Consider the following 25,652-nt stretch of genomic DNA (forward strand, 5'->3'; position numbering starts at 1 on the left):
AGAACGGAATAGATGAAACATATGAAATGACGATGTCGAGAAAGAAGGAATACCGTTGAATTTAGCTGAATTGATTCAAGTCATACAGACGCAAAAAATCGAACGAATGGTAGAAGTGGACGTTACGTCCATTACGACCGATTCACGGGATGTTAAACCGGGAACATTGTTCGTCGCCATCAAAGGATATACTGTTGATGGACACGACTATGCTAAACAGGCGGAAGCACAAGGAGCGGTCGCGATCGTTGCGGAACAACCGGTCGACGTGTCGATTCCTGTCATTCTTGTTCGTAGTACATCACGTGCCATTGCCGAGTTGGCTGGCAAATTCTATGATTATCCTTCTGAAAAGATGCGGATGATTGGTATTACGGGAACGAATGGGAAAACGACGACGACGACGATCGTCCGTGATATATTAGCGCACCTTGGTCGGAAGACGGGCATCATCGGTACGGTTGAAGTCAAGATTGGTGACCGCGTCGTGCCAAGTCGCAATACGACACCACAAAGCTCCGAGTTACAAGCATTTCTGCATCAGATGCATGAAGAAGATGTCCAAGATGTCATCATGGAAGTTTCTTCACATGGATTAGAGCTTGGTCGGGTAACGGGTGTCGATTACGACGTTGCGGGATTCACAAATCTGACGCATGATCACCTTGATTTCCACAAAACATTTGAAAACTATGCGCGTGCCAAAGGATTGTTGTTTGCACAACTCGGTCAACGGCTGTCGACAGAGAAAGTTGCGGTCTTGAATGCGGATGATCCGACGAGTGAGCTGTATGAGATGATGACAGGTGCTCGTGTCATGACATACGGCATCGACAACGCAGCTGACCTCCGAGCAACAGCGATTGAACAGTCGCTTCAACAAACGACGTTCACGATGCTGTACAAGGAAGAACAAGTCGATGTCACGGCGAATTTCATCGGTCGCTTCAACGTCTATAATCTGTTGCTTGCGACAGGGATCCTCTTGTCTTGCGGATATGATCTAGCAACGATCGCAGGCGCGATTTCAGCAATCCGTCCGGCAAAAGGTCGGATGCAACGCTTGCCGATTGAAGGATATAACGTGTATGTCGACTATGCTCATACTCCTGACGGCATCGAACAGTGTCTGAAAGCACTCGTTGACGTACCGAAGGAAAAGATCGTCTTCCTGATCGGGACAGGTGGAAATCGCGATGTGACGAAACGACCAAAAATGGGCGAACTCGCTTCGACGTACGCCGGAACCGTTGTCATCACAACGGATGATCCACGATATGAAGCATATGATTCGATTACATCCGGTATCGCCAAAGGGATGACCCACGATCAGTTCGTTGAAATCGGTGATCGAGAAGAGGCTGTGCGTTACGCAGCACGACTCGCACGACCAGATAATATCGTCATCTTAGCCGGTAAGGGCCATGAAAAATATCAAATCATTGGGGATGAGAAATTCCCGCTCGATGAGGAAATCATCGTCAAAGAGATGATACGGCAAATGGAGGAACAGAAGTGACTTATCAACCAATCGTTGTAACCATAGATCAATTTGAAACATTCGTAAAAACACATCCCAAAGGTGATTTACTCCAGCTTCCGGCATGGGGAGAAGTCAAAAGCGCGACAGGATGGACACATGAACGTATCGCGGTCGGAACGGCTTCCGGTGAGATTGCCGGAGTTGGTCTTCTTTTGTTCAAGAAAGTACCGAAGCTACCGTTCACGCTTTGTTATGCACCGCGCGGTTTCGTCGTCGATTATACAGATACGGACGCACTTCGCGCCCTTCGTGACGAAGCGATTCGTGTCGCAAAACAACAGAAGGCAATTGCGATTAAATTTGATCCAAACGTCGAGCGGGAAGAATATCCTGGTCTGTTGCAGGAGATGCAAGGACTCGGATTCAAACATAACGGCTTCGGTGGCGGTTTTGACTACGCGCAACCACGCTTTACGATGGAGACGAGTCTTGTAGGGACAGAAAAAGAGATCTTCGACGGTTTCCATTCGAAGTTCCGCTACAACGTCCGCCTTGCTGAACGCAAAGGGATCGTATGCGAACAAGCGGATCGTGAAGGGCTAAAGACATTCGCAAAGCTGATGGTCGAGACGGGCGAAAGGGATGGTTTTTCAATCCGCGGTCTGGATTATTTCGAAAATCTGTACGATCATCTTCACCCAAAAGGTGATGCAGTCTTGTTTTTGACGAAACTCGATGTCGTTCGTGCGCTTGAGAATACAGAAGCCTTATTACTTCAAGCTGACAAGGAACTCTCGAAAATTCATCGTCAGCTCGAGAAAGAGACGGCCGAGAAGAAGCTAAAAAGCTTAAACAATCGCTTGGAGCAGACGACAGCACAAATCGAAAAAGCAGAGAAGTCGAAGACAGAACTGATGACGATTGCTGCTAAACATCCAAACGGTATCATCCTGTCTGGTGGTCTTTTGACGCTTGCTGGTCGTCGCTCGTATTACTTATACGGCGCTTCATCGAACGAGTACCGGGAGTTCATGCCGAACCACTTGATGCAATGGACGATGATGCAATATGCGAAAGAACATGGTGCGCTCTCCTATGACTTCGGTGGAGTTAGTGGTTCGACAGACCCGGATGATCATTACGCGGGACTCTACGCCTTTAAATCTGGTTGGGGCAGCCGGATGATTGAAAAAATCGGTGAGTTCGATTATGTACTCAATCGTCCGCTCTATCTGTTGCTTGAGACTGGGTTACCGATTCTACAAAAACTTCGGAAGAAGCTTCGCCGCTGATGAAACGGGGAACAATCTTCGGTTGGATCGTATTTTTATTGACGATGTTTGCGATTGGATTGTTTCTTGCGGCATCCATGAATCGGATGCCGACGATTTTAATGGATCAACCGGAGCTCGGGATTGATAGTTGTCCACGAGACGTAGCGGGAGAAGATCGCTTAATCAATGCAAGCGAGACGAACCTGAAGCGTCTCCACCCAGCTGTCGAAGCGGGGGCAAAGGATCTGATCCGTGTGGCGCATTCTTGCTACAATATCGATATCAAGATTACGCAAGGATACCGCTCGATTCAGCAACAGAATGCGCTTTATGAACAAGGACGTTCTAAGGCAGGTGAAGTCGTCACGAATGCACGTGGTGGTGAATCGATGCATAATTATGGACTCGCTGTCGATTTCGTTCAGCTCGTGAATGGCCAGATTTCATATGATCTTGAGTATGACGGGAATCGGTCAGGGAAAAGTGATTGGCGCGAAGTCGCGGATATCGGAAAAGCGCTCGGTTTCGAATGGGGAGGCGATTGGAAACGATTCGTCGACTATCCTCATTTTGAGATGACGTTCGGATATTCGCTCGACGAACTGAAGGCTGGTGAACGTCCAAGCCGTTCGGAAAAAGCGAAACGAACGGAAGAGGTCGAAGATTTGTTGAATACGTGATCAACGTCATTCCTGGAGTAATGTGGCAGGAATGACGTTTTTTTTAGATTTCCTAGTCCGATTGTTGGCAGATTGTGAAAATTCGGCTAGAATAGTGATAGTGATAAGTGGACGGCTCACGAAAAGTGAATATGAATTATAGGAGGTCATGTTGTGTCAAAGAAGAAGACGGAAAAAGTAAGCGTCTTTGCTCTTGGTGGCGCCGGTGAGATCGGGAAGAACATGTACGTCGTCGAACTCGACGAGGACATCTTCGTCATCGATGCCGGATTAATGTTCCCAGGAGACGAGATGCTTGGAATCGATAAAGTCATTCCAGACATCAGTTATTTAAAAGAAAACAAAGAGCGGATTCAGGGGATTTTCATTACCCATGGTCACGAGGATCATATCGGGGCACTCAGTTACGTCTTGCGTGACTTAAAAGTACCGGTTTACGGAACACGTTTGACGCTCGGTTTGATTGAACACAAATTAAAAGAAGCCGGTTTATTGAAAAAGGCAGATCTTCGTCCAATTGATGCCAAGACGAAATTAACCGTTGCAGGTCATTTTATTACGTTCTTCCGGGTCAACCACTCGATTCCGGATGCAGTCGGGGTATGTATTCAAACATCTCAAGGTGCGATCGTCCATACAGGGGATTTCAAATTCGATTACACACCAGTTGATGGAAAACAGGCGGATTTCGGGAAGATTGCAGCAATTGGTCAACGGGGAGTGCTTTGCTTACTGTCTGACTCAACGAATGCAGAGCGACCAGGGATGTCTGGATCAGAATCGATCGTCGGTTCTGAACTGAACGACGTCATCTATGAGGCACCAGGTCGTGTCATCGTCGCTTCATTCGCTTCGAACATTCATCGTCTACAACAAGTGTTTGCGGCAGCAGAAGCGAACAATCGAAAAGTAGCGGTCGTTGGTCGTAGCATGGTCAATAACGTCGAAGTGGCACAGCGTCTGAATTACTTACGCTTCAAACAGAAAACATTGATTGATCTATCTGACATCAACCGCCTCGACGATAACCAAGTCGTCATCTTGACGACAGGATCGCAAGGTGAGCCGATGGCAGCCTTGACACGAATGGCGCGTAACGCACATAAGCAAGTCAATATTCGCTTGAACGATACGGTCGTCGTTGCGGCTTCGCCGATTCCAGGTAACGAAAAGTCGGTTTCGAAAACGATCGATCTCTTATTCCGTGCTGGTGCGAATGTCATTTACAACCAACGGAAAGTACACGTTTCCGGTCACGGTCATGCGGAAGATCTGAAGCTGATGCTCAACTTGATCAAACCGAAATTCTTCCTACCGATTCACGGAGAATTCCGGATGCAAAAGGCACACAGTCGTCTCGCACAGACGGTTGGCGTCAATGCGAACAACATCTTCATCATCGAGAATGGGGATGTCGTTGAGTTCGAGAAGCGCAAAGCACGGATGTCACGCAAAGTGAACGCTGGAAACGTCTTGATCGACGGAATCGGTGTGGGTGATGTCGGAAACATCGTTCTTCGTGATCGTCGCTTGTTATCGCAAGACGGTGTCGTCCTTTGTGTCATTACGATCAGCCGGAAAAACAAAACGATCGTCTCGGGACCGGAAATCATCTCTCGCGGATTCGTCTACATGCGTGAATCAGAGGATATGATCAACGAAGCGAACCGAATCGTTGCGAAACAACTACAAGGTAAATTAAACGGAGAATTGGATTGGACGGAGATGAAGTCGTTGATTCGAGATAAACTGAGTGCTTATCTCTATGAACAGACGAAACGCCGCCCGATGATTCTTCCGATCATCATGGAGATTTAACAAACGAGCGGCTCAGATTGACCAATACCTGGTCCACTGAGCCGTTTTTTTATCAGGAGGGATGACGTATGGCGACGACGAAACGAAAACCTGTACGAAAAAAAACGCCGCCACGGAAACGACCGGCAGCGAAGAAACAACGTCAGCCGATTGCGTATCGTACATATGCGACCATCATCGCAATCGTCTCATTACTAGCTTTCGTTCTCGCTTTCGGGGAGTTCGGGAAAGTCGGACTGACGCTAGCCGATGGAGGAGAGCGGTTAATTGGTCAGTTCGGTTCCTTATTATATGGTGGAATCGGTGCTGTGCTACTTTTACTCATCTCGAATGCGTCGCGTGCTCAGAAATGGGCATGGTCGATGTTACTGATGGGTTCAGTCGTCTGGATTGATCTATTGCTCGGAGCACCGCGTGGCATTCTCAATGGATGGCTCTATCAAAACGCAGCTTATTATATTTCGAGCGCGGGTGCCTTCTTGATTGGTCTGTTCTTCATCGGAACGGCCGTTCATATCCTACGCCCATCGTTTTATGGTGAGCTGTGGCTTGGGCTCCGGGAACGTGCAGAAGAGTTTCGCAATCGTGAACGAACACCACGTCCTCGTGTCGAAAAAGAGTTGAAATCGAAACCGGTTCGTGAGAAAAAACCGAAGACGTTGCGACCAGCAACTGTCGAGGAACCAATCGAAACGGAACAAGAAGCAGAAGATCCGTCCGTCAACATTCAAGACGTTCCGATCATCGGTTTCACAGATCACGTTGAACCCCAAGCAGCGGAGACACAAGGGCCGTTGACGATGACAGAGACACCAGACGGTTATCAATTGCCGTCGCTTGATTTGTTAGCAGAACCGACATCAAAAGATTTGTCCGGCGAGAACAAACGACTGAAGGACAATGCCACGAAATTGATTGCAACCTTAAAGTCGTTCGGGATCGGAGCAAAAGTCTTAAAGATTCATCTCGGACCAAGTGTCACGAAGTACGAGATTGAACCAAAACAAGGAATCAAGCTTAGTCGAATCACGGGACTCGCCGATGACTTAGCGCTAGCGTTAGCCGCAAAAGATATCCGGATCGAAGCACCGATTCCGGGTAAAGCGGCTGTTGGAATCGAGGTGCCGAACCGTGAAGTCGCCATGGTATCACTTCGAGAAGTACTAGGAGCGGAGAGCGTCCAATCCGACAGCGATCGTTTGCTCGTTGCACTCGGACGAAGCATTTCTGGTGAGACGGTGACAGCGAAGTTGAATAAGATGCCACACGTCTTAGTTGCCGGTTCGACGGGTTCCGGTAAATCGGTCTGTATCAATGGGATGATTGTCTCGATATTGATGCGGGCACGACCGGATGAAGTCCGCTTGATGATGATTGACCCGAAAATGGTCGAATTGAATGTCTACAACGGCATTCCGCACCTCTTAGCGCCCGTCGTCACCGATCCTAAAAAAGCGGCACAGGCATTAAAACAGGTCGTCTCGGAAATGGAACGCCGTTATGAGATCTTCAGTCAAAACGGAGCGCGCAACATCGAAGGCTACAATGCACTGATTGATAAGATGAACGCAGAGGAGAAAGTGCATCAACGATTACCGTACATCGTTGTCATCGTCGATGAGTTAGCTGACTTGATGATGGTCGCGTCAAACGAAGTCGAAGATGCGATCATGCGACTTGCACAAATGGCGCGAGCAGCAGGAATTCATATGGTCATTGCGACGCAGCGTCCGAGTGTTGACATCATCACCGGTGTCATCAAGGCGAATATCCCGTCGCGGATCGCATTCAGTGTATCGAGTGCGACTGACTCGCGGACGATTCTTGATACGGGAGGCGCTGATAAATTGCTCGGACGAGGAGATATGTTGTTACTTGGTAACGGCATGAACAAACCGGTCCGCGTACAAGGAGCCTTTTTATCGGACGAAGAAGTCGAGAAGGTCGTCAATCATGTCATCAGTCAGCAAAAGGCACAGTATGTTGAAGCGATGATTCCAAAAGATGTACCAGAGGGCGAAACAGAGGTCGACGATCCACTTTACGATGAGGTCGTCCAGTTCATTCTGACACAAGAGACGGCATCAACGTCGATGATTCAACGAAAGTACCGCATCGGTTACAACCGAGCTGCCCGTCTTATTGATGCGTTAGAAGAAAACGGTCTGATTGGTCCATCTGAAGGATCTAAACCACGCCGCGTCATGGGACGTTAATCGAGTAGAAAGGAAGTCGTGGAATATTCCAAGGCTTCCTTTTCTTTTCTAGGAAAATGTATAGATAAGAACCGATGTCTCAAAAAAAGAAGAGATACATGAAAAAAGACATGATGATTTTGTATAAATAGAAATGACTGGAAAAATCAATGAAGGCATCAAAAATAAAATCGCTTTCATGAAAATAGTTGTCAGACGTCTGTTGATTTTCAGTAGTGTTTTTGGCATACTCAGTCATATGAGTGACCGACCTTCAACACGAGGGCTGGGAGCGTATTTTTCACAAATAGATAATGAAAGCGTTCTCATAATTGTAGAGGAGATGGATGAAATGAAGAAGAAACAGGTAATCGTATCGATGATGTCAGTAGCGACGGTTGGTCTTGCTGCTTGTGGTGGTTCAGGTGAGAAAGCCGATCAAAAAGATCAATTCTCTGTTGCGATGGTAGCCGATAAGGGTGGTATCGATGATAAATCGTTCAACCAATCCGCTTGGGAAGGTCTGCAAGCATACGGTAAAGACAACAAACTTCAAAAGAATGAAGGGTTCTCTTATCTACAATCTAAATCGCAACAAGATTATCAACCGAATCTATCGCGTCTTGCTCGTGGGGGAGAAGATTTAGTTTTCGGAATCGGGAACACGTTCAATGAGGATATCAAAACAGTTGCTGATCAATTCAAAGACACACAATTCGCAATCATCGATAACGTCGTTGAAGGAAAGAACGTCACGTCGATCACATTTAAGGAAAATGAAGGAGCATATCTTGCAGGGATCGTTGCTGCAATGGAGACGAAAAAAGATCATATCGGTTTCGTTGGTGGGATGAAGATGGACGTCATCGAGCGTTTCCGTGCCGGTTTCGAAGCAGGTGCTAAGTCCGTCAATCCGAAGATTAAAATCGATGTCCAATATGCGGAAGACTTCGCAGCTCCAGAAAAAGGTCAAGCGATCGCAGCTGGAATGTATGGTAAAGGCGCAGATATCATCTTCCCAGCAGCAGGTGGTACAGGAAACGGTGTCTTCACAGAGGCGAAAAACCGCAAGAAAAACGGTGAAAACGTCTCAGTCATCGGTGTCGACCGAGACCAAAAAGAAGAGGGTATGCCGGAAGACGTTACATTAACTTCTGTCATCAAACGTGTCGACCGTGCAGTCGAAGATACAGCAAACGCAGCGAAGGATGGTAAACTCGAGGGCGGCAAAACGATTCGTTATGGTCTGAAAGAAGATGGAGTTGATATCGTACCATCTGAAAAGATTTCGAAGAAGACGTTGACTGCGCTTGAGAAAGCAAAATCAGATGTCGTTTCTGGAAAAATCGAAGTACCTGAGCAATAAGCGTTGAAAAAAGAAGGGGCATTCTTAGGTAGAATGCCCTATTTTCTTCCATTATTGATTGCGTTATGAAAAGGGTTACAAAAGCGCCAGAAGTCAGACTTCTAACCTGTTACAAAATGATTGCAGGATTGTGTTGGGCGTCATATACTTATCTTGGCTGGAGTTCTCATACGTCAGAAGTCTGAGCACTGGTTACAACTAGATAGAGGATGGAGATGCGTCATGTCGATTAAATTAGATCATCGTTTGCTTTATTTACGTGTGATTGAAAAGATCAAGTCTGACATCGATGACGGCGTTTACAAGGAAGGCGAGAAGCTCCCTTCAGAGTTTGAACTTTCAAAGCAACTTGGCGTCAGTCGAGCTACTCTTCGAGAGGCATTACGAATTCTTGAAGATGAGAACATCGTCATCCGTAAACACGGTGTCGGTACGTTTATCAATGCAAGACCACCGTTTACTTCTGGAATCGAAGAATTGTACAGCGTAACAGAAATGATTGCGCGCGCAGGTATGGTTCCGACATCAGAAGTGTTATCATCCGAGATGGTCCAACCGACTGAGCGCGACCGAGAGCGTTTTCAACTTGGTCCGGATGAATTGGTTTATCGAATCGAACGAATCCGACTCGCAGGGGATGTTCCTGTCGTCTATTGTATCGATAAGATTCCAAGCCATTATATTAAAAATGAAGAGCAGTTCACCTCTTCGACATCATTATTTGATGCTTTAGAAAAAGAACTTGGACGACGTGTCACGCATGCCGTGACGCACATCGAGCCACGTATTGATCCGAAAATCGCTGAACAATTACATACGGACCAACCTTTGCTCGCGTTGCGTCAAACGCATTATGATGAGCTCGACCGTTCCGTTCTTTTTTCAGCGAACTATTTCCGAGCAGATAAGTTTGATTTCCACGTCATCCGTAAACGTGTGTGAGCCATTGTTTTAGGATGAATACTGAAAGCGCTTTCCGTCATAACCTACGTAACGCTCCTCATCGCCAGCCTCGGGTGCTAGACGTAGTCTTGAACTTTGTATGACCATATTCGAAAGGGGATTTTCCAGATGAAAAAGAAGTCACTTCTCGCATTAGCAGCAACAGGTTTAGCAATGAGTTCGGTCCTTGCAGCATGTGGTGGCAACGACGATTCAAAAGATTCAGGTAGCGGCAGCAAATCAGACGGCTTTAAAGTAGGTATGGTTACAGATACAGGCGGTGTTGATGATAAATCATTCAACCAATCTGCTTGGGAAGGTATCCAGAAGTTCGGAAAAGACAACGACCTAAAAGAAGGTACTGGCTACAAATATCTTCAATCTGCAAAACAATCGGATTACCAACCAAACCTTCAGCAATTAGCTCGTGCTAAATACGACTTGATCCTCGGTATCGGGTTCTTGATGGGAGAAGATATCGGTAAAGTAGCGGATCAGTTCAAAAAGAGCAACTTCGCACTCGTCGATATGGTCGTTGACAAGCCAAACGTCGCGTCAATCGTCTTCAAAGAAAACGAAGGATCGTTCCTCGTTGGTGTCGTTGCTGGTTTGACGACGAAATCAGATAAAGTCGGATTCGTCGGCGGCGTTAACTCTGACTTGATCAAGAAGTTCGAAAGTGGATTCAAAGCAGGTGTTAAAGCAGTCAACCCAGACGCTGACATCGAAGTTCAATATGCAGAAGACTTCAACGCTGCTGAAAAAGGACAAGCGATCGCTTCAGGTATGTACGGTAAAAAAGTCGACGTCATCTATCATGCAGCTGGTGGTACAGGACAAGGGGTATTCACAGAAGCGAAAAACCGTAAGAAAAACGGTGAGGATGTTTGGGTTATCGGTGTAGACCGTGACCAAGTCGAAGAAGGTATGCCAGAGAACGTCACATTGACGTCAATGGTCAAACGTGTCGATACAGCTGTTGAGCAAGTCTCAAAAGATACGAAAGACGGCAACTTCCCAGCAGGTAAAGTTGTTGAGTTCGGTCTAAAAGACGGCGGTGTTGATATCGCACCTTCGAAAGACAACGTTTCGAAAGAAGCGCTCGACAAAGTCGAAGAGTATAAAAAACAAATCATCGATGGCGACGTTAAAGTCCCAGCGACAGACGACGAGTACAAAGAATACGAAGCGTCACTGAAATAATAATGAAAGCGGGGGTCGCTAGCATTGCGGCTCCCCCTTTTAAACTAAACATGGGAGTGGATTTTCTTGGAATACGTCATTGAGATGCTGAACATTAGAAAAGAGTTTGGCAGTTTCGTCGCAAATGATAATATCACGCTCCAGCTTCGGAAAGGTGAGATTCACGCTTTACTTGGTGAAAACGGTGCCGGAAAATCGACGCTGATGAACGTCTTATTTGGTTTGTATCAGCCTGAGGCTGGAGAAATTCGTGTACGTGGTGAAAAAGCCAATATTACGAGTCCGAACGTCGCGAACGATCTTGGAATCGGTATGGTGCACCAACACTTCATGCTCGTTCAAAATTTCACTGTTACTGAAAACATCATTTTAGGTGCAGAGCCACGTGCCGGAATTAAGATCGACCGTGCAACTGCACGTGAGAAGGTACGCCAGATTTCTGAACAGTATGGTCTTGCTGTTGATCCTGATGCAAAAATCGAGGATATCTCAGTCGGAATGCAACAGCGTGTTGAAATTTTAAAGACGTTGTACCGTGGTGCAGACATCTTGATCTTCGATGAACCATCTGCTGTCTTGACACCACAAGAGATCAAAGAATTGATTCAGATCATGAATCGCTTGATCGCAGAAGGAAAGTCGATCATCCTCATCACGCACAAACTGAAGGAAATCATGGAAGTAGCTGATCGCTGTACGACGATTCGCCGTGGTAAGTATATCGGAACGGTCGATATCGATGAGACGATGACACAGTCGCGTCTTGCTGAAATGATGGTAGGTCGTGAAGTCAACTTTAATGCGGAGTATTCCAAGGCAACTCCACAAGAACTCGTTCTCGACATCAAGGATCTAGTCGTCAAGGACAGTCGCGGCATCAAAGCCGTCGATGGATTAAATCTCGACATTCGTGCCGGAGAGATCGTCGGAATTGCCGGAATCGACGGGAACGGGCAAACGGAATTGATTGAAGCCATCACTGGTCTCCGTAAAGCGGATAGTGGAGAAATCTTCCTCAACAATAAATCGATCAAAAACTTGAAGCCACGTAAAGTGACGGAATCAGGTGTCGGTCACATTCCGCAAGACCGTCATAAACATGGACTTGTCCTCGATTATTCAATCGGACATAACATGGTCTTACAAACGTATTACAAACAACCGTATTCAAAAGCAGGCATCATGAACTATAAACAAGTCATGGAAAAAGCAAAAACGCTCATCGAGAAGTTCGACGTCCGAACTCCAAGTCCAGAGACGTTTGCTCGTGCCTTGTCAGGTGGTAACCAGCAAAAAGCGATCATTGCGCGTGAAGTCGATCGTTCACCAGACCTATTGATTGCAGCACAGCCGACACGTGGTCTTGATGTCGGAGCAATCGAGTTCATTCATGAACAGTTGGTTCTTGAACGCGAAAAAGGTCGCGCTGTCTTGTTGATTTCATTCGAACTCGAAGAAATTCTTCAAGTATCAGATCGGATTGCCGTTCTTTATGAAGGAAAAACAGTTGCCTTCTTGGATCCAAAAGAAACGAATGAGATCGAGCTTGGCTTCTTGATGGCCGGCGGTAAGAAAGAGGAGGTAGGTCATTCATGAAGTTAGAGCGTTTTTACGGCATCCTCATTCCGATTCTTTCCATCATCCTTGGAATGGTCGTCGGGGCGATCGTCATGGTCATCGGCGGGTATGATCCGATTGCCGGTTTTGATCAGTTATTCTATGGTATTTTTGGCGAACCATACAGCATCGGTGAAACATTGCGAGCAGCAGCTCCGTTGATCTTTGCCGGTCTTGCTGTCGCGTTTGCTTTCCGGACTGGACTCTTTAACATCGGGGTTGAAGGTCAGGTTCTCGTCGGGTGGATGGTCGCAGTTTGGATCGGGATTGAGTTTGATCTACCGATGGCGATTCATTTACCGCTTGCTTTAATTGGAGCAGGTTTAGCAGGTGCACTTTGGGCATCGATTCCTGGTATCTTAAAAGCGAAGTTTCATGTGCATGAAGTCATCACGTCAATCATGATGAACTATATCGCATTGTATGTGACGAATGATATTTTACGTCATGTCATCGGTATTACGAACGAGCGGACGGAGTCAGTCAAGGAATCAGCATCCCTTGCTTCACCGTTCTTACAAGAGATGACGGATTTTTCACGATTGCATAACGGGATTTTCATCGCAGTCATCGCTGCCCTCGTCTTCTGGTTCATTTTGTGGAAAACAACGCTTGGTTATGAACTCCGAGCAGTTGGATTCAATAAAAATGCTGCAGAGTATGCAGGGATGGGCGTTAACCGAAACATCATCTTATCGTTCGTCATCTCAGGTGTGTTCGCAGGTCTCGCTGGAGCGATGGAAGGTCTTGGGACGTTCCAAAACATGACATTGAACGCGTCCTTCACAGGTGTTGGATTCGACGGAATCGCGGTTGCCTTGTTAGGTGCGAATAACCCGATCGGTGTCGTTCTCGCGGCGTTACTGTTTGCAGGACTCAACATCGGTGGTCTGTCGATGCAACAGATTGGTATTCCACCGGAACTGATCAAAATCATCATCGCATTCATCATCATCTTCGTGGCTTCGGGTTACGCGATTCGTCTCGTCATCGAGAAGTTCACGGTTAAGAAAGAATCTAAAAAAGCGAAAGGAGCCGGTCAATAATGGGCTTTCTTGAAGTACTTTATATCATCGTGCCAATCGCACTCGCCTATTCGGCTCCGTTAATCATTGCAGCACTTGGCGGCATTTTCAGTGAGCGTTCTGGCGTCGTCAATATCGCGTTAGAAGGATTAATGGTCATGGGTGCCTTCACAGGTGTCGTCACGGCATTGACTTTATCGAAAATGGGCTTAGGTGCTGCGAGTCCTTGGCTTGCGATGCTCATCGCGATCGTCGTCGGAGCGGTCTTCTCACTGTTCCTTGCGATTCCAGCAATCCTCTTCCGAGCAGACCAAACGGTTCTTGGAGTAGCGATCAACTTGCTTGCGGTTGGTCTTGCGATCTTCCTTGTCCGTGCACTTTACAGTAAAGGACAGACAGATTCGATTCCAAACCGGATTTCGAAAGAAAATGTACCATTCTTGTCTGATATTCCAGTCTTGAAGATGTTCTTCGCAAACGTCTACTACACATCGTATATCGCGATCGTTCTCGCGTTCGTCGCATGGTACATCATCTTCAAGACACCATTTGGTCTTCGTTTACGTTCTGTCGGGGAACACCCGATGGCAGCGGACACGATGGGAATCAACGTCACGAAGATGCGTTTCATCGGCGTTATGATCTCTGGTGGTTTCGGCGGTCTTGCTGGTGCTGTCTACGCGACGTCGATTTCATTGAACTTCAGTGTGACGACGATTCTCGGTCAAGGCTTCCTCGCGATTGCGGCGATGATCTTCGGAAAATGGAACCCACTCGGTGCCATGGGGGCAGCCCTCTTCTTCGGGTTCGCTCAAGCGATTTCGATCATCGGTCAGCAATTGCCGTTACTCGATCAAATTCCACAAGTGTATCTGTTGATTGCGCCGTATTTATTGACGATCTTAGCACTTGCTGGTGTCGTTGGTCGTGCGGATGCACCAAAAGCTGTCGGTGTACCGTATATCAAAGGTAAACGCTAAATTTTTACTAATCATAGACCGGATGTTGCCAATTGGTGACATCCGTTTTTTTTAGATGATCGATAGATTGAATGAGAAAAAGTCCAATAAAAAAAGATGCTTCGCGAGGAAACATCTTTTTTTATTCACTTATTCGAATTTTAACGCATCGCCTTCGAACGATTCATCTGCTACTTTGATTGAATCCGTCGGGCAACCTTCGAATGCATCAATCATATCGTCGAATAATGCTTCTGGAATTTCGGCAGTACCATTGTTATCATCAAGAATGACATACGCCAAACCCTCATCATCATAATCATAGATATCTGGTGCCGCTGCTCCACAAGCACCACAAGCGATGCAAGTATCTTTGTCGACAATCGTAAATTTAGCCATTGAACGGTCTCCTCTCTATACGAAAACATTATTGAAACACGCTGTTCTCATCTATATGTCATTGTATCGGACTCATCGTTGCATTTCAATGACGAAGCACAAGTGACAGCAGAAAATGTATATATCATCACATGCCCGCAAACGGCCTCTCTAAAACGTAACGATGAAACAGGAATAGCATATCATCTTTGATTTGGAAACGACATACAACAGGAGGGAGCGTGACATATGGAAGTTTCTTTACTCGAGCGTATTTTTCTGGAATCGATCCAGCGCCTTCGAAATGAACGATCTGACCGCAGTCTTTATCATGTTTTTCAAGGAAAGAAATCAGCGACTTCTCTGCAAGATGCTCATTTTTATGATTTAGAGTCGGTATTCGGTACTGTATTAGTCAGTAAACAGCGATTCGAAACAATCTTGGCTGAACTTGCGCAGAAGAATTGGATTGAGCGGCAAGAGACACTGCGACTGACGTACGAAGGCGCGCGACTAGTAGAGCAAACGGATCGTGCGACCATTGATCAACTAGGTGGTGAACTTCGTGGTTATGCTGAGATGATGTGGAAACGACTCAGCCTTTTGGTTCAAACGATGGTTTGTTTGGAAGCGAAACAGCCGTTTATTCCTGTGCAACAGGAAACCATCATCCGTGAATGGGTAAAAAGTGTTCTTCCGACCATCTCGAATCGAGCAGAATGGTTACATCATATGCACCAAGAGTTGATAGTTCTCCTTGAGCGCTTACCAGAGCGAGAAGCGACATTAATCAGTTACCGCTTGTCTGGCGTGCAGGCAGGATGGTCTTATCCGCAATTAGCTCAAATGATGAAAACGGATGTGGAGAGTGTTCAATACGAATTTACGATCGCTTGGCGAAAGTGCATCGATGACTTAGAAAAAACACCATTTCTAAAGCAAATAGGTGTTGATCTACACACGTCAAAAATGACCCAGTCTGCGCAAACGACATGGGAGTTATTACAACAGGGATTAACCGTTGAAGCGGTTGCGATCCGAAGACGATTAAAAAATAGTACGATGGAAGATCATCTCGTTGAGATTGCAATGTATGCTCCTTCGTTTCCGCTGGATCATTTTGTTACGTTATCTCAGCAAGAAGAGGTTCGACAGATTGCACAGCGACTCGGAACTTACGCGCTGAAGCGGATCAAGAGTGAGATGCAATCCGAGATATCTTATTTTCAGATTCGATTGGTGTTAGCACGTAGTAAATGGGAGGGGATTTAATGGAAGCGTTATTGCATCGTCATTTTGGATACGAAGCATTTCGACCTGGACAACGCCAAATCATCGATTCCATCCTAAACGGAACAGATACACTAGCAATTTTGCCGACTGGTGGAGGAAAGTCTGTCTGTTATCAATTTCCGTCTTATGTACAAAATGAAGGACTGACGTTGATTTTGTCTCCGTTACTCTCGTTGATTGAAGACCAGGTTATGCAAATTAAGCGCAGAGGAGAGCGATCTGTCGCTAAATTAACTTCTGTCGAGACACGAGAAGAGAAGGAGCAGATCTTATCTGTACTCGAACATCTACGATATCTTTACTTATCACCGGAGCAACTGGCGCTGCCGCAGATTCGGGCTCGGCTAAAACAGATCAATATCGCGCTCTTCGTCGTCGATGAGGCGCATTGTATCTCCCAATGGGGACACGAATTTCGACCGGAGTATGCAAGACTTGGTCACATTCGACAAGAACTTGGCCTTCCACCATGTCTCGCTTTAACCGCAACAGCGACGCGTGCTGTTGAGCAAGATATTCGAACACAACTGCGTATGCATGAGCCACAAATCATCCGTCGTTCTGTCAACCGACCAGAAATCCAATACGTTGTCGATCGCGTGGATCGAGAAGAAAAGGATGCGGCAGTCAATCGGTGGATGGAACGCATCGTTCGCCCATGCGTCATCTATACGACAACCCGTAAAGAAGCGGAACGAATTGCTGAAATCATTGACGGCGCGACCTATTATCATGCTGGGTTGACGATAGAAGATCGCCAGCTTGTTCAACAACAGTTTCTTCATGATGAGATTGATTGTCTCGTGTGTACGAGTGCGTTCGGAATGGGTGTCGATAAAGGTAACGTCCGTACGGTCATTCACTATACGATGCCTGCGACGATCGAAGCTTACATGCAGGAAGTCGGACGTGCCGGACGTGACGGTAAAGAGGCGACTGCGATCTTACTTTACGCTGCTCAAGATGAACAACTACAAACGTACTTGATCGACACGCAATATGCGCCCGTCTTGTGGATCGATCAATTGCAACAAGGAATGAATCAAGGCGAATCCTATGCCAAGATGGAAAGTGGTTTTCGTTTTAATCCGGAAGATCCGGCATACCGCTTACTTAAATCACAACTCGAGAATGGGTGGTCGAAGGAACGCATCATCCAGTGGCAAACAGAACGTAAACAATTGAAACGACAAGAGATCAACCAGATGATGGACTACATTCACCGGAACGAATGTCGCCGTTCGATGTTGTTGCATCATTTTGATGAGCAGGCAATCGTACAACCACGTTGTTGTGATATATGTGGAACGATTGAGTGGGAAAGTCCAGTGCAGAGAAGGACGCATCAACCGGTAGATTGGAAATTGCGTTTAGAACAAGTCTTTTTTTCATCACTAGATTCGGTGTAAACTAGACAATATCCTTATATTTTTCAAGAAAAGGTGATGAACATTGAGTAAACAAGATCAGAGACGGTTGCATCAGAACGAAGAGGATCAGTCACTTCCACCGCGTTCTTCGCGTATCGAACATGTTCGAAACGAGCGATTAAAACAACCATTTCGAAAAAATCCGTTAGCAATCACGTTGACGGTGCTCATGATCACGATCATCATCGCCTTCGTCTCCATCGGTTTCATGATGTAAGGGCACATTGTGAACGGAGATTTTTTTCCTTTCAGCGTATACTAGAAAGGAAGGGGAAGGAGGCACGATGCATGGATCGTGGGAAATATAATATCAAAGCAGTCGCTGCGTTAGTGGGACTCAACCCGACGACCATTCGTGCTTGGGAGCGGAGATATCAGGTGCTTGATCCGGATCGAAGTGAATCCGGACATCGCATCTATAGTGATAACGATGTCGCGAAATTACGCTGGATCGTCGATAAACAAAAAGAGGGGTTATCTGTCTCTAAAGCAATCCAGTTGTATGAGATGCCTGTCAATCGGGCTGAAGTACCGCACGATTACGGAGTCGAACTGCGAGATCAGTTATTTCAGGCATTGACGAACTTTGAAGAACGACATGCGCATGACATCATGAATAAAGCATTCTCGATGTTTAGCTTCGATAAAGTGATTCAGGACATCGTCGGTCCACTTTTGCATGAGATCGGAGTGAAGTGGGAGTCGGGGGAGATCACGATTGCGCACGAGCATTTTGCGACGGCATTTCTGAGAGCTCGCCTTTCGACATTGTCGTTACAGATGCCGATCAATCCGTTCTTACCACGAATCGTCTGTGTCTGTGCGCCGGAAGAAGAACACGAACTCGGACTACTTTTCTTTACACTTTATTTACGACAATCTGGATTTGATGTCATTTTCCTCGGTTCCGGTATACCGGTTCAGGATTTGGTGACGGTCACACACCAGCTGCAACCGAAAGCCGTTATTCTTTCCTGCACGTTATCGGATCATTTACCGTTGCTCGATGAAGCGCTGGCACGTTTGATGGCTGATTTTCCGGATCTTGAGATTGGTCTTGGAGGTTATGCGGTCGATCAGCTGCCGGAACGGTATGGTCCACATTTACTTGGTGCAGACGATCAATCTTGGAAAAGTTGGTTAAGTCGACTCACTCCGACAACTGGTGTATAGTATGATTCATAGCGAACGGAGACATCAGGTTTCCGGTTTTGACTGGAGGAGTCTATATGAGGTTTGAACAAATGAAACAAGGACACCTTCGTGTCTTCATCACAAAGCAGGAGTTATCGCTTCACGACGTTCGACCAGAAACGTTGGCTGTCGGGAAGGGACAAGCTTTATTGCGTAATCTATTAGAAGAAGCCGAATCGAATTTTGGTTTTCAAGCAGCGGGAACACTCGAATTTTTCGTTACATTCTTTCCGAATGACGGGATGCTCGTTGATGTACGTCGTGAAGGCGATTTGCCAGAAGAGATGAACGAGGAGTTCGATCAAGTCGAAATCCGTATGACAGTTGATATCGTCCATCACGTCTTATATGCTCTACAATCGCTAGAAGACGTCATTCAAGCGAGTCATGGATTATTGCGACATATGCCTCGTACAGAGACAGGTGGTAGCCTCTACTTCTTCGAGGGAAGCTATTATCTCTATTTCCAAGAACGAATGAATGAGGCGCTCGAGCAGACGGTGACGACGATTTTGTCTGAATACGGTGAACCGAGCCCGAAAAGTCCACTTGTCATGGCGGAGTATGGGAAAACGATTCAGGCGGAACATGCCGTCGCAACGATAGCTGAACAGTTTAATATGTAAAACATCAAGTGCGACATTCCCTCATAGGGGGATGCCGCACCTTTTTGTGTTCTGCTGGAAGTGGCACCATTTTGTATTTTTTCATCGTCAGAAGGATGGTATGATAATCATTGAACGTAAGAAGAAGGAGTGAAGTAGGATGAAAGTGGCAGTATTATACGGTGGGACTTCAGGAGAACGGGAGGTTTCATTAAACAGTGGAAAGTCGATCATGGAAGCATTAAACAGTAAAGGGCATGAGGTCACGGCTGTTGATTTCCACCCTGATCAAGCGCATGAACTCTTCCAGCTGGATGTAGATGTGGCTGTCATCGCTCTTCACGGGAAAATTGGTGAAGATGGACGCGTACAAGCATTGCTTGAACTGGCAGACATTCCATATACAGGTTCAGGTGTGTTAGCGTCAGCGCTAGCGATGGATAAGGCACGTTCGAAAGTTCACTTTGATAAAGCAGGCATTACGATCGCCCGTGATGTGCTGTTAGAGCGTGGAGATGATATCGAAGCAAAAATCGTAGAGTGGAATGGTCAATTTCCTTGTGTCGTCAAACCAGCACAAGAAGGCTCATCAAACGGATTGACGATTGCTCAAGATGAGACGATGTTACGTGAAGGAATCGCTAAAGCCTTTGAAGCGGACGATGCAGTGCTTGTCGAACAGTTCATTAAAGGGCGTGAAGTGACAGTGCCGGTCGTCGGTCATAAAGGTGCAGAAAAAGCATTGCCGGTCATCGAGATCATTCCGAAGAACGCCTTTTATGACTATGAATCCAAATATGCCATCGGAGGTTCGGAGCATATTTGTCCTGCTGAGCTGGATGAGACAACGACAGAAAAACTTCAAGAATGGGCTGTTAAAGCGCACCAAGTCCTTGGCTGTGCAGGATACTCGCGATCTGATTTCCTAGTACCGGAATCCGGAAATCCAGTCATCTTGGAGACGAATACACTTCCTGGTATGACTTCGACCAGTTTATTCCCGGACGGTGCACGAGCAGTGGGAATCGAATATCCGGAATTGGTCGAATATTTCATGGAACTGGCGATCGAACGACATCGTCAAACAAAACAACCAAATCAATGATATCCTAGGAAAAGAAGTGAGAAAGCGCTTACAAATATAGGCGTAACCCCTTTCATTACGTTCGAGAAAAGAGTATACTTTATCCGAACAAGGAAACGGCATAGGGGATGCCACTTATGGGGAGGAACGTTGGAATGATCACTGACCAACAACATGCGAATCACCGCAAGAACGTACTGGAAGCGACACAAGAAATCGTCAAGGAGGCACTAGGGAAACTTGGTTATCCAGACGAGATGTACGAATTACTTAAAGAACCACTCCGGATGTTGACAGTCCGGATTCCGGTACGGATGGATGATGGTTCGACGAAAATCTTCACAGGATATCGTGCGCAACATAACGATGCCGTTGGACCAACGAAAGGTGGAATTCGCTTCCACCCGAACGTGACGGAAGTTGAAGTCAAAGCATTATCCGTCTGGATGAGTCTGAAGGCAGGTATCGTTGACTTACCATACGGCGGCGGTAAAGGCGGAATCATCTGTGATCCACGTGAGATGAGCTTCCGTGAAATCGAACGTCTCAGCCGTGGATATGTCCGTGCTATCAGTCAAATCGTTGGACCGACGAAGGATATTCCAGCACCTGACGTCTTCACGAACTCGCAAATCATGGCATGGATGATGGATGAATACAGTCGAATCGATGAATTCAACTCACCTGGTTTCATTACAGGGAAACCGCTCGTCCTCGGTGGCTCACACGGGCGTGAGACAGCGACGGCGAAAGGTGTCGCAATCATGATTCGGGAAGCGGCTGCTAAAAAGGGTATCTCGCTCGAAGGCGCACGTGTCGTCGTTCAAGGATTCGGCAACGCCGGAAGTTTCTTATCGAAATTCATGTATGATTTAGGTGCAAAAGTCATCGCGATCAGCGATGCGTACGGAGCACTCCATGATCCAAACGGTCTCGATATTCCATACCTACTCGACCGTCGTGACTCGTTCGGTACCGTGACGACATTGTTCAAAAATACGATCTCGAATAAAGAATTGCTTGAACTTGAATGTGATATTCTTGTTCCGGCAGCAATCGAGAATCAAATCACAGAAGACAATGCGCACGATATCAAAGCAGCGATCGTCGTTGAAGCGGCTAACGGTCCGACGACGAACGAGGCGACGAAAATTCTCGCTGAACGTGACATCCTGATCGTTCCGGATGTTCTTGCTTCGAGTGGTGGCGTAACGGTTTCTTACTTCGAATGGGTCCAAAACAACCAAGGGTATTACTGGACGGAAGAGGAAGTACACGAGAAACTTGAAAAAGTACTCGTGAACTCGTTCAACCAAGTCTATCAGACAGCGCAGACGCGTAATGTCGACATGCGACTTGCCGCTTATATGGTAGGTGTCCGGAAGATGGCGGAAGCATCTCGTTTCCGTGGTTGGGTCTAATATGATAATGAACGTCCGCTTCTTCTTTGCGAAGAGCGGGCGTTTTGCATTGCAATTTCTTTCGTCTATGGTAGAGATTTGCTAAGATATAAAAAAAGCAACCGGAAGAGGAGATATTCGAATGTTAGATTGTATCGTAATCGGTGCAGGACCGTGTGGGTTATCGGCAGCGATCGAAATGCAAGATCGGGGACTAGACGTCGAAGTGCTCGAAAAGGGAAATATCGTCGAAGCGATTTATCGTTATCCGACGCATCAAACGTTCTTTTCAAGTAGTGAGAAGTTAGAAATTGGTGGTGTACCGTTCATCAATAAAGAATTAAAACCGCGACGTCTCGACGCGCTCGTCTATTATCGAGAAGTCGTCAAACGAAAACAATTGACGATTCGTCCGTTTGAGACGGTCGAGCGGATTGAACGTCAAGCGGATCATTTTATCATCCACTCGGAGCGTTCCGGGGAAAAAAGAAGCCGAGAAGCTCGCTCCGTCGTGCTTGCGACAGGTTATTATGGTTTACCGAACCGAATGGATGTTCCTGGAGAGGAATTACCTCATGTCTCGCACTACTTTACGGAAGGACATCCGTATTTTGATCAAGATGTCGTCGTTATCGGTGGGAAAAATTCGAGCGTTGATGCAGCGATTGAACTTGAAAAAGCGGGAGCACGTGTGACCGTCCTTTACCGTGGACCGGAGTATAGTCCATCCATCAAACCATGGGTGTTGCCGAACTTCGAATCTCTCGTTCGTTCGGAAAAGGTCAAGATGATTTTTGGAGCGTCAATCGAAGAAATTACGGAGCAAGAGGTGGTTTATCAAATAGATGGAGATAAACAGACCGTCCGTGCTGATTTTGTTTTTGCGATGACAGGTTACACACCCGATGTCGGATTGTTCGCTGACACAGGCATTACGATTGATCGTAAAACAGGTATTCCAAGTCACGACGAAGAGACGATGGAATCGAATGTCCCGGGCATCTACATCGCAGGTGTCGTCGCAGCAGGATATGATGCCAATAAAATATTTATTGAAAATGGACGTTTTCACGGTGCAAACATTGCCAACCATCTCGTTGAACGGCTACGTGGTGCATCGATACAAGCCTAAACAAAACCTCTTGATTTGGAAGATGAATTTCCGGATCAAGAGGTTTTTTTCATTTATTCAACGCGGAATGATTCTTCGAGTTCTAGTTGTGAAGCATCGATTTCGAGTTCGACCATCAGTTTAAGCCGCGCTTTTTGTGAATTCAGTCCATTCGAGAAAATGACGCCGAGTTCTTTTAATTGTTGTCCACCACCCGTATATCCGTAGACGTCTTGAACGATTCCGTTGAAGCAACGGCTGACGATGACGATCGGCATGACGGTAATCAATTCAGCGATGGCATCCACGATACTTGGTGGTACATTTCCTTGACCGAGGACTTCAAGGACGAGTCCATCATAACCGAGTTGTTTCACAGCAAGTAATAGGTCGGGTTCCATACCGGCATAGACTTTAAGAACGGCGACCCGTTTTGAGAGCGAAGTCACCATATGTGTTTGTTTCAAGAGCGGTGTATTGAATAAGTAGACATGATCCTTCGTTACCATCCCAAGATTTCCGAAATGAACGGATTTGAATGTATCGACGGATGACGTGTGCGTTTTTGTGACGTTGAATGCCGAATGGATTTCCCCGTTGAAGACGACGAGGACACCTTTTCCGTGCGCAGCTTCACTGACAGCGACACGAAGTGCCGTAATCAGATTAAACTCACCATCGGATCCGACCTCATTAGAAGAACGCATGGCTCCTGTCAAAACGATCGGAACAGGTGCACCAAGCGTCAAATGTAAGAAATAAGCCGTCTCTTCCAGTGTGTCCGTTCCGTGAGTGATGACGACGCCGTCGTAATGTTCCTTCTTGAGCTCACTCTCGATGAAATGGGCTAGACGCAACATGATGTCAGGTGTCATATGCGGAGAAGGTAAGTTTGCGAAGTGACGCGTCGTAATGTTGGCAATATCTGTTGCACGCGGGAGTGAAGCGTCGAGTGGATTGATATCGTTTGGTAAGACATGACCAGAATGATCCTGTGCCATGGCGATCGTTCCACCCGTATGAATGAGTAATAATGATTTCATGCTAAAGGGTCCTTGTCTACAGACAGAAGACCTTCACCTACTTTCTATGACGGATTCGATTCGTTCTCCCATATTGTAACCTTTTTCCCTCTTGAAACAACGAGGACGTTTTCTTTTTTCCAAGAAACCTTTATTCTTATAAATGAGGAAGAAAGGGGGAGAGGAAGCGTGGTTCAAATCGTTTTCTCCGGAGTTGCCCCAGGCATCGCACTCCTAACTTATTTTTATCTACGTCACGAACATGAATCGGAGCCAGTCGGCTATATCCTTCGAAGTTTCATTTTCGGTATTTTACTCGTCTTTCCCTTGATGTTCATCGACTATATCGTCCAGACCGAATTTGGTGGGCGTGAAGAGGTGCAGTTGATTCGAACAGCTGTTACGGAAGAATTCGCCAAATGGTTTGTCGTCTTTTATACGGTCTATATCCATCAACGGTTTAATGATTATTACGACGGGATCATCTATGCGGTAGCCTGTTCACTTGGGTTCGCAACGCTTGAGAATATCTTATATCTGATGGTGAATGGAACAGTCGAACATATGCTGTTTCGGGCACTCTTACCCGTATCTGGTCATGCTTTGTTTGCGGTCATCATGGGATTCTTCATGGGGATGGCGAAATTCTCGCCTCATCCTTATCGCTGGTTGTCGCTCTCGATTGCGCTTCCGGTATTTGCGCATATCTTATTTAATTTGTTAATATTGGAAAATGGTGGTATATCTTTTTTGCCGATCGTCTTCATGGTCATCCTATGGACGATTGGATTATTTCAAGTACGAGGTGCCAATCGTTTAAATCGGCGATTTAAACGAAAAAAACAACATTCAGATGGCATCGAATAGAGAGTAGGAGCGAAGTAGTATGATGGAAATCGGGGATTTGGTAATGCTTTCGAATAGTGAGGATCGACAAGGTCGCTCAAAGGTGACGGCTGTGACGAATCGATTGATTTGGATTGAAGCACCGAGTGAGGTCGCGACACTCAAAACATTCATCTTGTCAGAGCAAGAAGAAGTTTCATTTTATTTCTTTAAGGAGAAGGGCAAATTATTTGGATTTGATACGGTCGTCGTTGAACGACAAAATGATCCACTTCGCGGTCAACGATATGCTTTGAAACGACCGAAGGATGATCAAATCGAACGCATCCAACGACGTCAGTTCGTCCGAGTACCGCAAATACTCGATGTTGCTGTACACCCTCATAAAACGCAGTTCGAGCCGTTTACAACGGTGACGCTCGATCTATCGGCTGGAGGGATGATGATCTTGTCGGATCAATTACCGGTTCAAAAAGAGGAAGAGGTGGAAATGACATTCATTTTGCCTACAAGTGAGGGCATATCGAGTACGTTAGATGTCATCGCTGAACTCGTCCGAGTTGATCGGCGCGAAGAACGATATGAATTAGCATTTCAATTTACGATGATTCCCGACAGAAGTCGTGAACTTGTATTGCGTCACTGTTATCAAATGCAAATGAAAAGTTCAAGAAGGGGCATGAATCCATTCACCTAACCGCATTTTTTTGCTATGATAACGTTCGGA

23 protein-coding genes are annotated in these 25,652 nt (G+C 46.3%); 21 read left to right on the plus strand and 2 right to left on the minus strand.

Annotated features, from left to right (window positions below; all coding sequences use genetic code 11):
• The first annotated feature begins 55 nt into the window (after positions 1-55).
• From KNQ18_RS04800 to KNQ18_RS04850, 11 genes are all read left to right on the plus strand, one after another.
• On the plus strand, positions 56-1,519 hold the full coding sequence (locus KNQ18_RS04800; RefSeq protein WP_214723584.1) for a UDP-N-acetylmuramoyl-L-alanyl-D-glutamate--2,6-diaminopimelate ligase: 1,464 nt from the start codon (positions 56-58) through the stop codon (positions 1,517-1,519).
• On the plus strand, positions 1,516-2,775 hold the full coding sequence (locus KNQ18_RS04805; protein WP_214770670.1) for a lipid II:glycine glycyltransferase FemX: 1,260 nt from the start codon (positions 1,516-1,518) through the stop codon (positions 2,773-2,775). Before KNQ18_RS04800 ends, KNQ18_RS04805 begins: the two co-directional genes overlap by 4 nt.
• Complete coding sequence (locus KNQ18_RS04810) at positions 2,775-3,437, plus strand: M15 family metallopeptidase (RefSeq protein ID WP_251133294.1); 663 nt, start codon at positions 2,775-2,777, stop codon at positions 3,435-3,437. The genes KNQ18_RS04805 and KNQ18_RS04810 overlap by 1 nt, the downstream gene beginning before the upstream one ends.
• Positions 3,438-3,590: 153 nt before the next feature.
• Complete coding sequence (locus KNQ18_RS04815) at positions 3,591-5,255, plus strand: ribonuclease J (RefSeq protein ID WP_023468670.1); 1,665 nt, start codon at positions 3,591-3,593, stop codon at positions 5,253-5,255.
• A 68-nt stretch (positions 5,256-5,323) separates the two neighbouring features.
• A complete protein-coding gene (locus KNQ18_RS04820) occupies positions 5,324-7,471 on the plus strand; it encodes a DNA translocase FtsK (RefSeq protein ID WP_215083958.1) in 2,148 nt (715 codons plus the stop codon).
• A 331-nt stretch (positions 7,472-7,802) separates the two neighbouring features.
• A complete protein-coding gene (locus KNQ18_RS04825; RefSeq protein ID WP_214723578.1) occupies positions 7,803-8,816 on the plus strand; it encodes a BMP family lipoprotein in 1,014 nt (337 codons plus the stop codon).
• A 222-nt stretch (positions 8,817-9,038) separates the two neighbouring features.
• A complete protein-coding gene (locus KNQ18_RS04830) occupies positions 9,039-9,758 on the plus strand; it encodes a GntR family transcriptional regulator (protein ID WP_023468666.1) in 720 nt (239 codons plus the stop codon).
• A 129-nt stretch (positions 9,759-9,887) separates the two neighbouring features.
• Complete coding sequence (locus KNQ18_RS04835; protein WP_029342030.1) at positions 9,888-10,961, plus strand: BMP family lipoprotein; 1,074 nt, start codon at positions 9,888-9,890, stop codon at positions 10,959-10,961.
• Positions 10,962-11,027: 66 nt separating this feature from the next.
• Positions 11,028-12,557 (plus strand): ABC transporter ATP-binding protein, encoded by a 1,530-nt coding sequence (locus KNQ18_RS04840; RefSeq protein ID WP_029342029.1) that lies wholly within the window; start codon positions 11,028-11,030, stop codon positions 12,555-12,557.
• The gene (locus KNQ18_RS04845; protein WP_029342028.1) at positions 12,554-13,624 is read left to right on the plus strand and encodes an ABC transporter permease; all 1,071 of its coding nucleotides are present in this window, start codon (positions 12,554-12,556) and stop codon (positions 13,622-13,624) included. Before KNQ18_RS04840 ends, KNQ18_RS04845 begins: the two co-directional genes overlap by 4 nt.
• Positions 13,624-14,583 carry an ABC transporter permease gene (locus KNQ18_RS04850; protein ID WP_023468662.1) on the plus strand — a complete coding sequence of 320 codons (960 nt, stop codon included), beginning with the start codon at positions 13,624-13,626 and terminating at the stop codon, positions 14,581-14,583. The genes KNQ18_RS04845 and KNQ18_RS04850 overlap by 1 nt, the downstream gene beginning before the upstream one ends.
• A 129-nt stretch (positions 14,584-14,712) precedes the next feature.
• Here KNQ18_RS04850 and KNQ18_RS04855 read toward each other — a convergent pair whose 3' ends face one another.
• Positions 14,713-14,961 (minus strand): ferredoxin, encoded by a 249-nt coding sequence (locus tag KNQ18_RS04855; RefSeq protein ID WP_029342027.1) that lies wholly within the window; start codon positions 14,959-14,961, stop codon positions 14,713-14,715.
• A 228-nt stretch (positions 14,962-15,189) separates the two neighbouring features.
• Between KNQ18_RS04855 and KNQ18_RS04860 the strand changes: the two genes are divergently transcribed.
• The 8 genes from KNQ18_RS04860 (at position 15,190) to KNQ18_RS04895 (ending at position 23,078) form a co-directional block, all read left to right on the plus strand.
• Complete coding sequence (locus tag KNQ18_RS04860; RefSeq protein WP_214805144.1) at positions 15,190-16,212, plus strand: YpbB family protein; 1,023 nt, start codon at positions 15,190-15,192, stop codon at positions 16,210-16,212.
• Positions 16,212-17,642 carry a RecQ family ATP-dependent DNA helicase gene (locus tag KNQ18_RS04865; protein WP_251133295.1) on the plus strand — a complete coding sequence of 477 codons (1,431 nt, stop codon included), beginning with the start codon at positions 16,212-16,214 and terminating at the stop codon, positions 17,640-17,642. The genes KNQ18_RS04860 and KNQ18_RS04865 overlap by 1 nt, the downstream gene beginning before the upstream one ends.
• Before the next feature lie 43 nt (positions 17,643-17,685).
• Complete coding sequence (locus KNQ18_RS04870; RefSeq protein WP_023468658.1) at positions 17,686-17,880, plus strand: hypothetical protein; 195 nt, start codon at positions 17,686-17,688, stop codon at positions 17,878-17,880.
• Positions 17,881-17,951: 71 nt separating this feature from the next.
• Positions 17,952-18,836 carry a MerR family transcriptional regulator gene (locus KNQ18_RS04875; RefSeq protein WP_195864802.1) on the plus strand — a complete coding sequence of 295 codons (885 nt, stop codon included), beginning with the start codon at positions 17,952-17,954 and terminating at the stop codon, positions 18,834-18,836.
• Positions 18,837-18,892: 56 nt separating this feature from the next.
• Entirely contained in the window at positions 18,893-19,483 is a 591-nt protein-coding gene (locus KNQ18_RS04880; protein WP_195864803.1) for an adaptor protein MecA, read from the plus strand.
• Between the two features lie 139 nt (positions 19,484-19,622).
• Positions 19,623-20,567: a D-alanine--D-alanine ligase gene (locus tag KNQ18_RS04885; RefSeq protein ID WP_214723570.1), complete on the plus strand. Its 945-nt coding sequence runs from the start codon at positions 19,623-19,625 to the stop codon at positions 20,565-20,567.
• A gap of 134 nt (positions 20,568-20,701) precedes the next feature.
• The gene (locus KNQ18_RS04890; RefSeq protein WP_023468654.1) at positions 20,702-21,967 is read left to right on the plus strand and encodes a Glu/Leu/Phe/Val family dehydrogenase; all 1,266 of its coding nucleotides are present in this window, start codon (positions 20,702-20,704) and stop codon (positions 21,965-21,967) included.
• Positions 21,968-22,088: 121 nt separating this feature from the next.
• Positions 22,089-23,078 (plus strand): YpdA family putative bacillithiol disulfide reductase, encoded by a 990-nt coding sequence (locus tag KNQ18_RS04895; protein WP_214723568.1) that lies wholly within the window; start codon positions 22,089-22,091, stop codon positions 23,076-23,078.
• A gap of 53 nt (positions 23,079-23,131) precedes the next feature.
• On the opposite strand, the gene KNQ18_RS04900 is transcribed toward KNQ18_RS04895, so the two are convergent.
• The gene (locus KNQ18_RS04900) at positions 23,132-24,100 is read right to left on the minus strand and encodes an asparaginase (protein WP_214723566.1); all 969 of its coding nucleotides are present in this window, start codon (positions 24,098-24,100) and stop codon (positions 23,132-23,134) included.
• A 168-nt stretch (positions 24,101-24,268) separates the two neighbouring features.
• Between KNQ18_RS04900 and prsW the strand changes: the two genes are divergently transcribed.
• The gene (gene prsW, locus KNQ18_RS04905) at positions 24,269-24,946 is read left to right on the plus strand and encodes a glutamic-type intramembrane protease PrsW (RefSeq protein ID WP_023468651.1); all 678 of its coding nucleotides are present in this window, start codon (positions 24,269-24,271) and stop codon (positions 24,944-24,946) included.
• Positions 24,947-24,965: 19 nt separating this feature from the next.
• Positions 24,966-25,622 carry a flagellar brake protein gene (locus KNQ18_RS04910; RefSeq protein ID WP_214723564.1) on the plus strand — a complete coding sequence of 219 codons (657 nt, stop codon included), beginning with the start codon at positions 24,966-24,968 and terminating at the stop codon, positions 25,620-25,622.
• The last annotated feature ends 30 nt before the right edge of the window (positions 25,623-25,652 follow it).

The sequence above is a fragment of the Exiguobacterium sp. s78 genome, from assembly GCF_018618985.1.
Taxonomy (GTDB): Bacteria; Bacillota; Bacilli; order Exiguobacteriales; family Exiguobacteriaceae; genus Exiguobacterium_A; species Exiguobacterium_A abrahamii.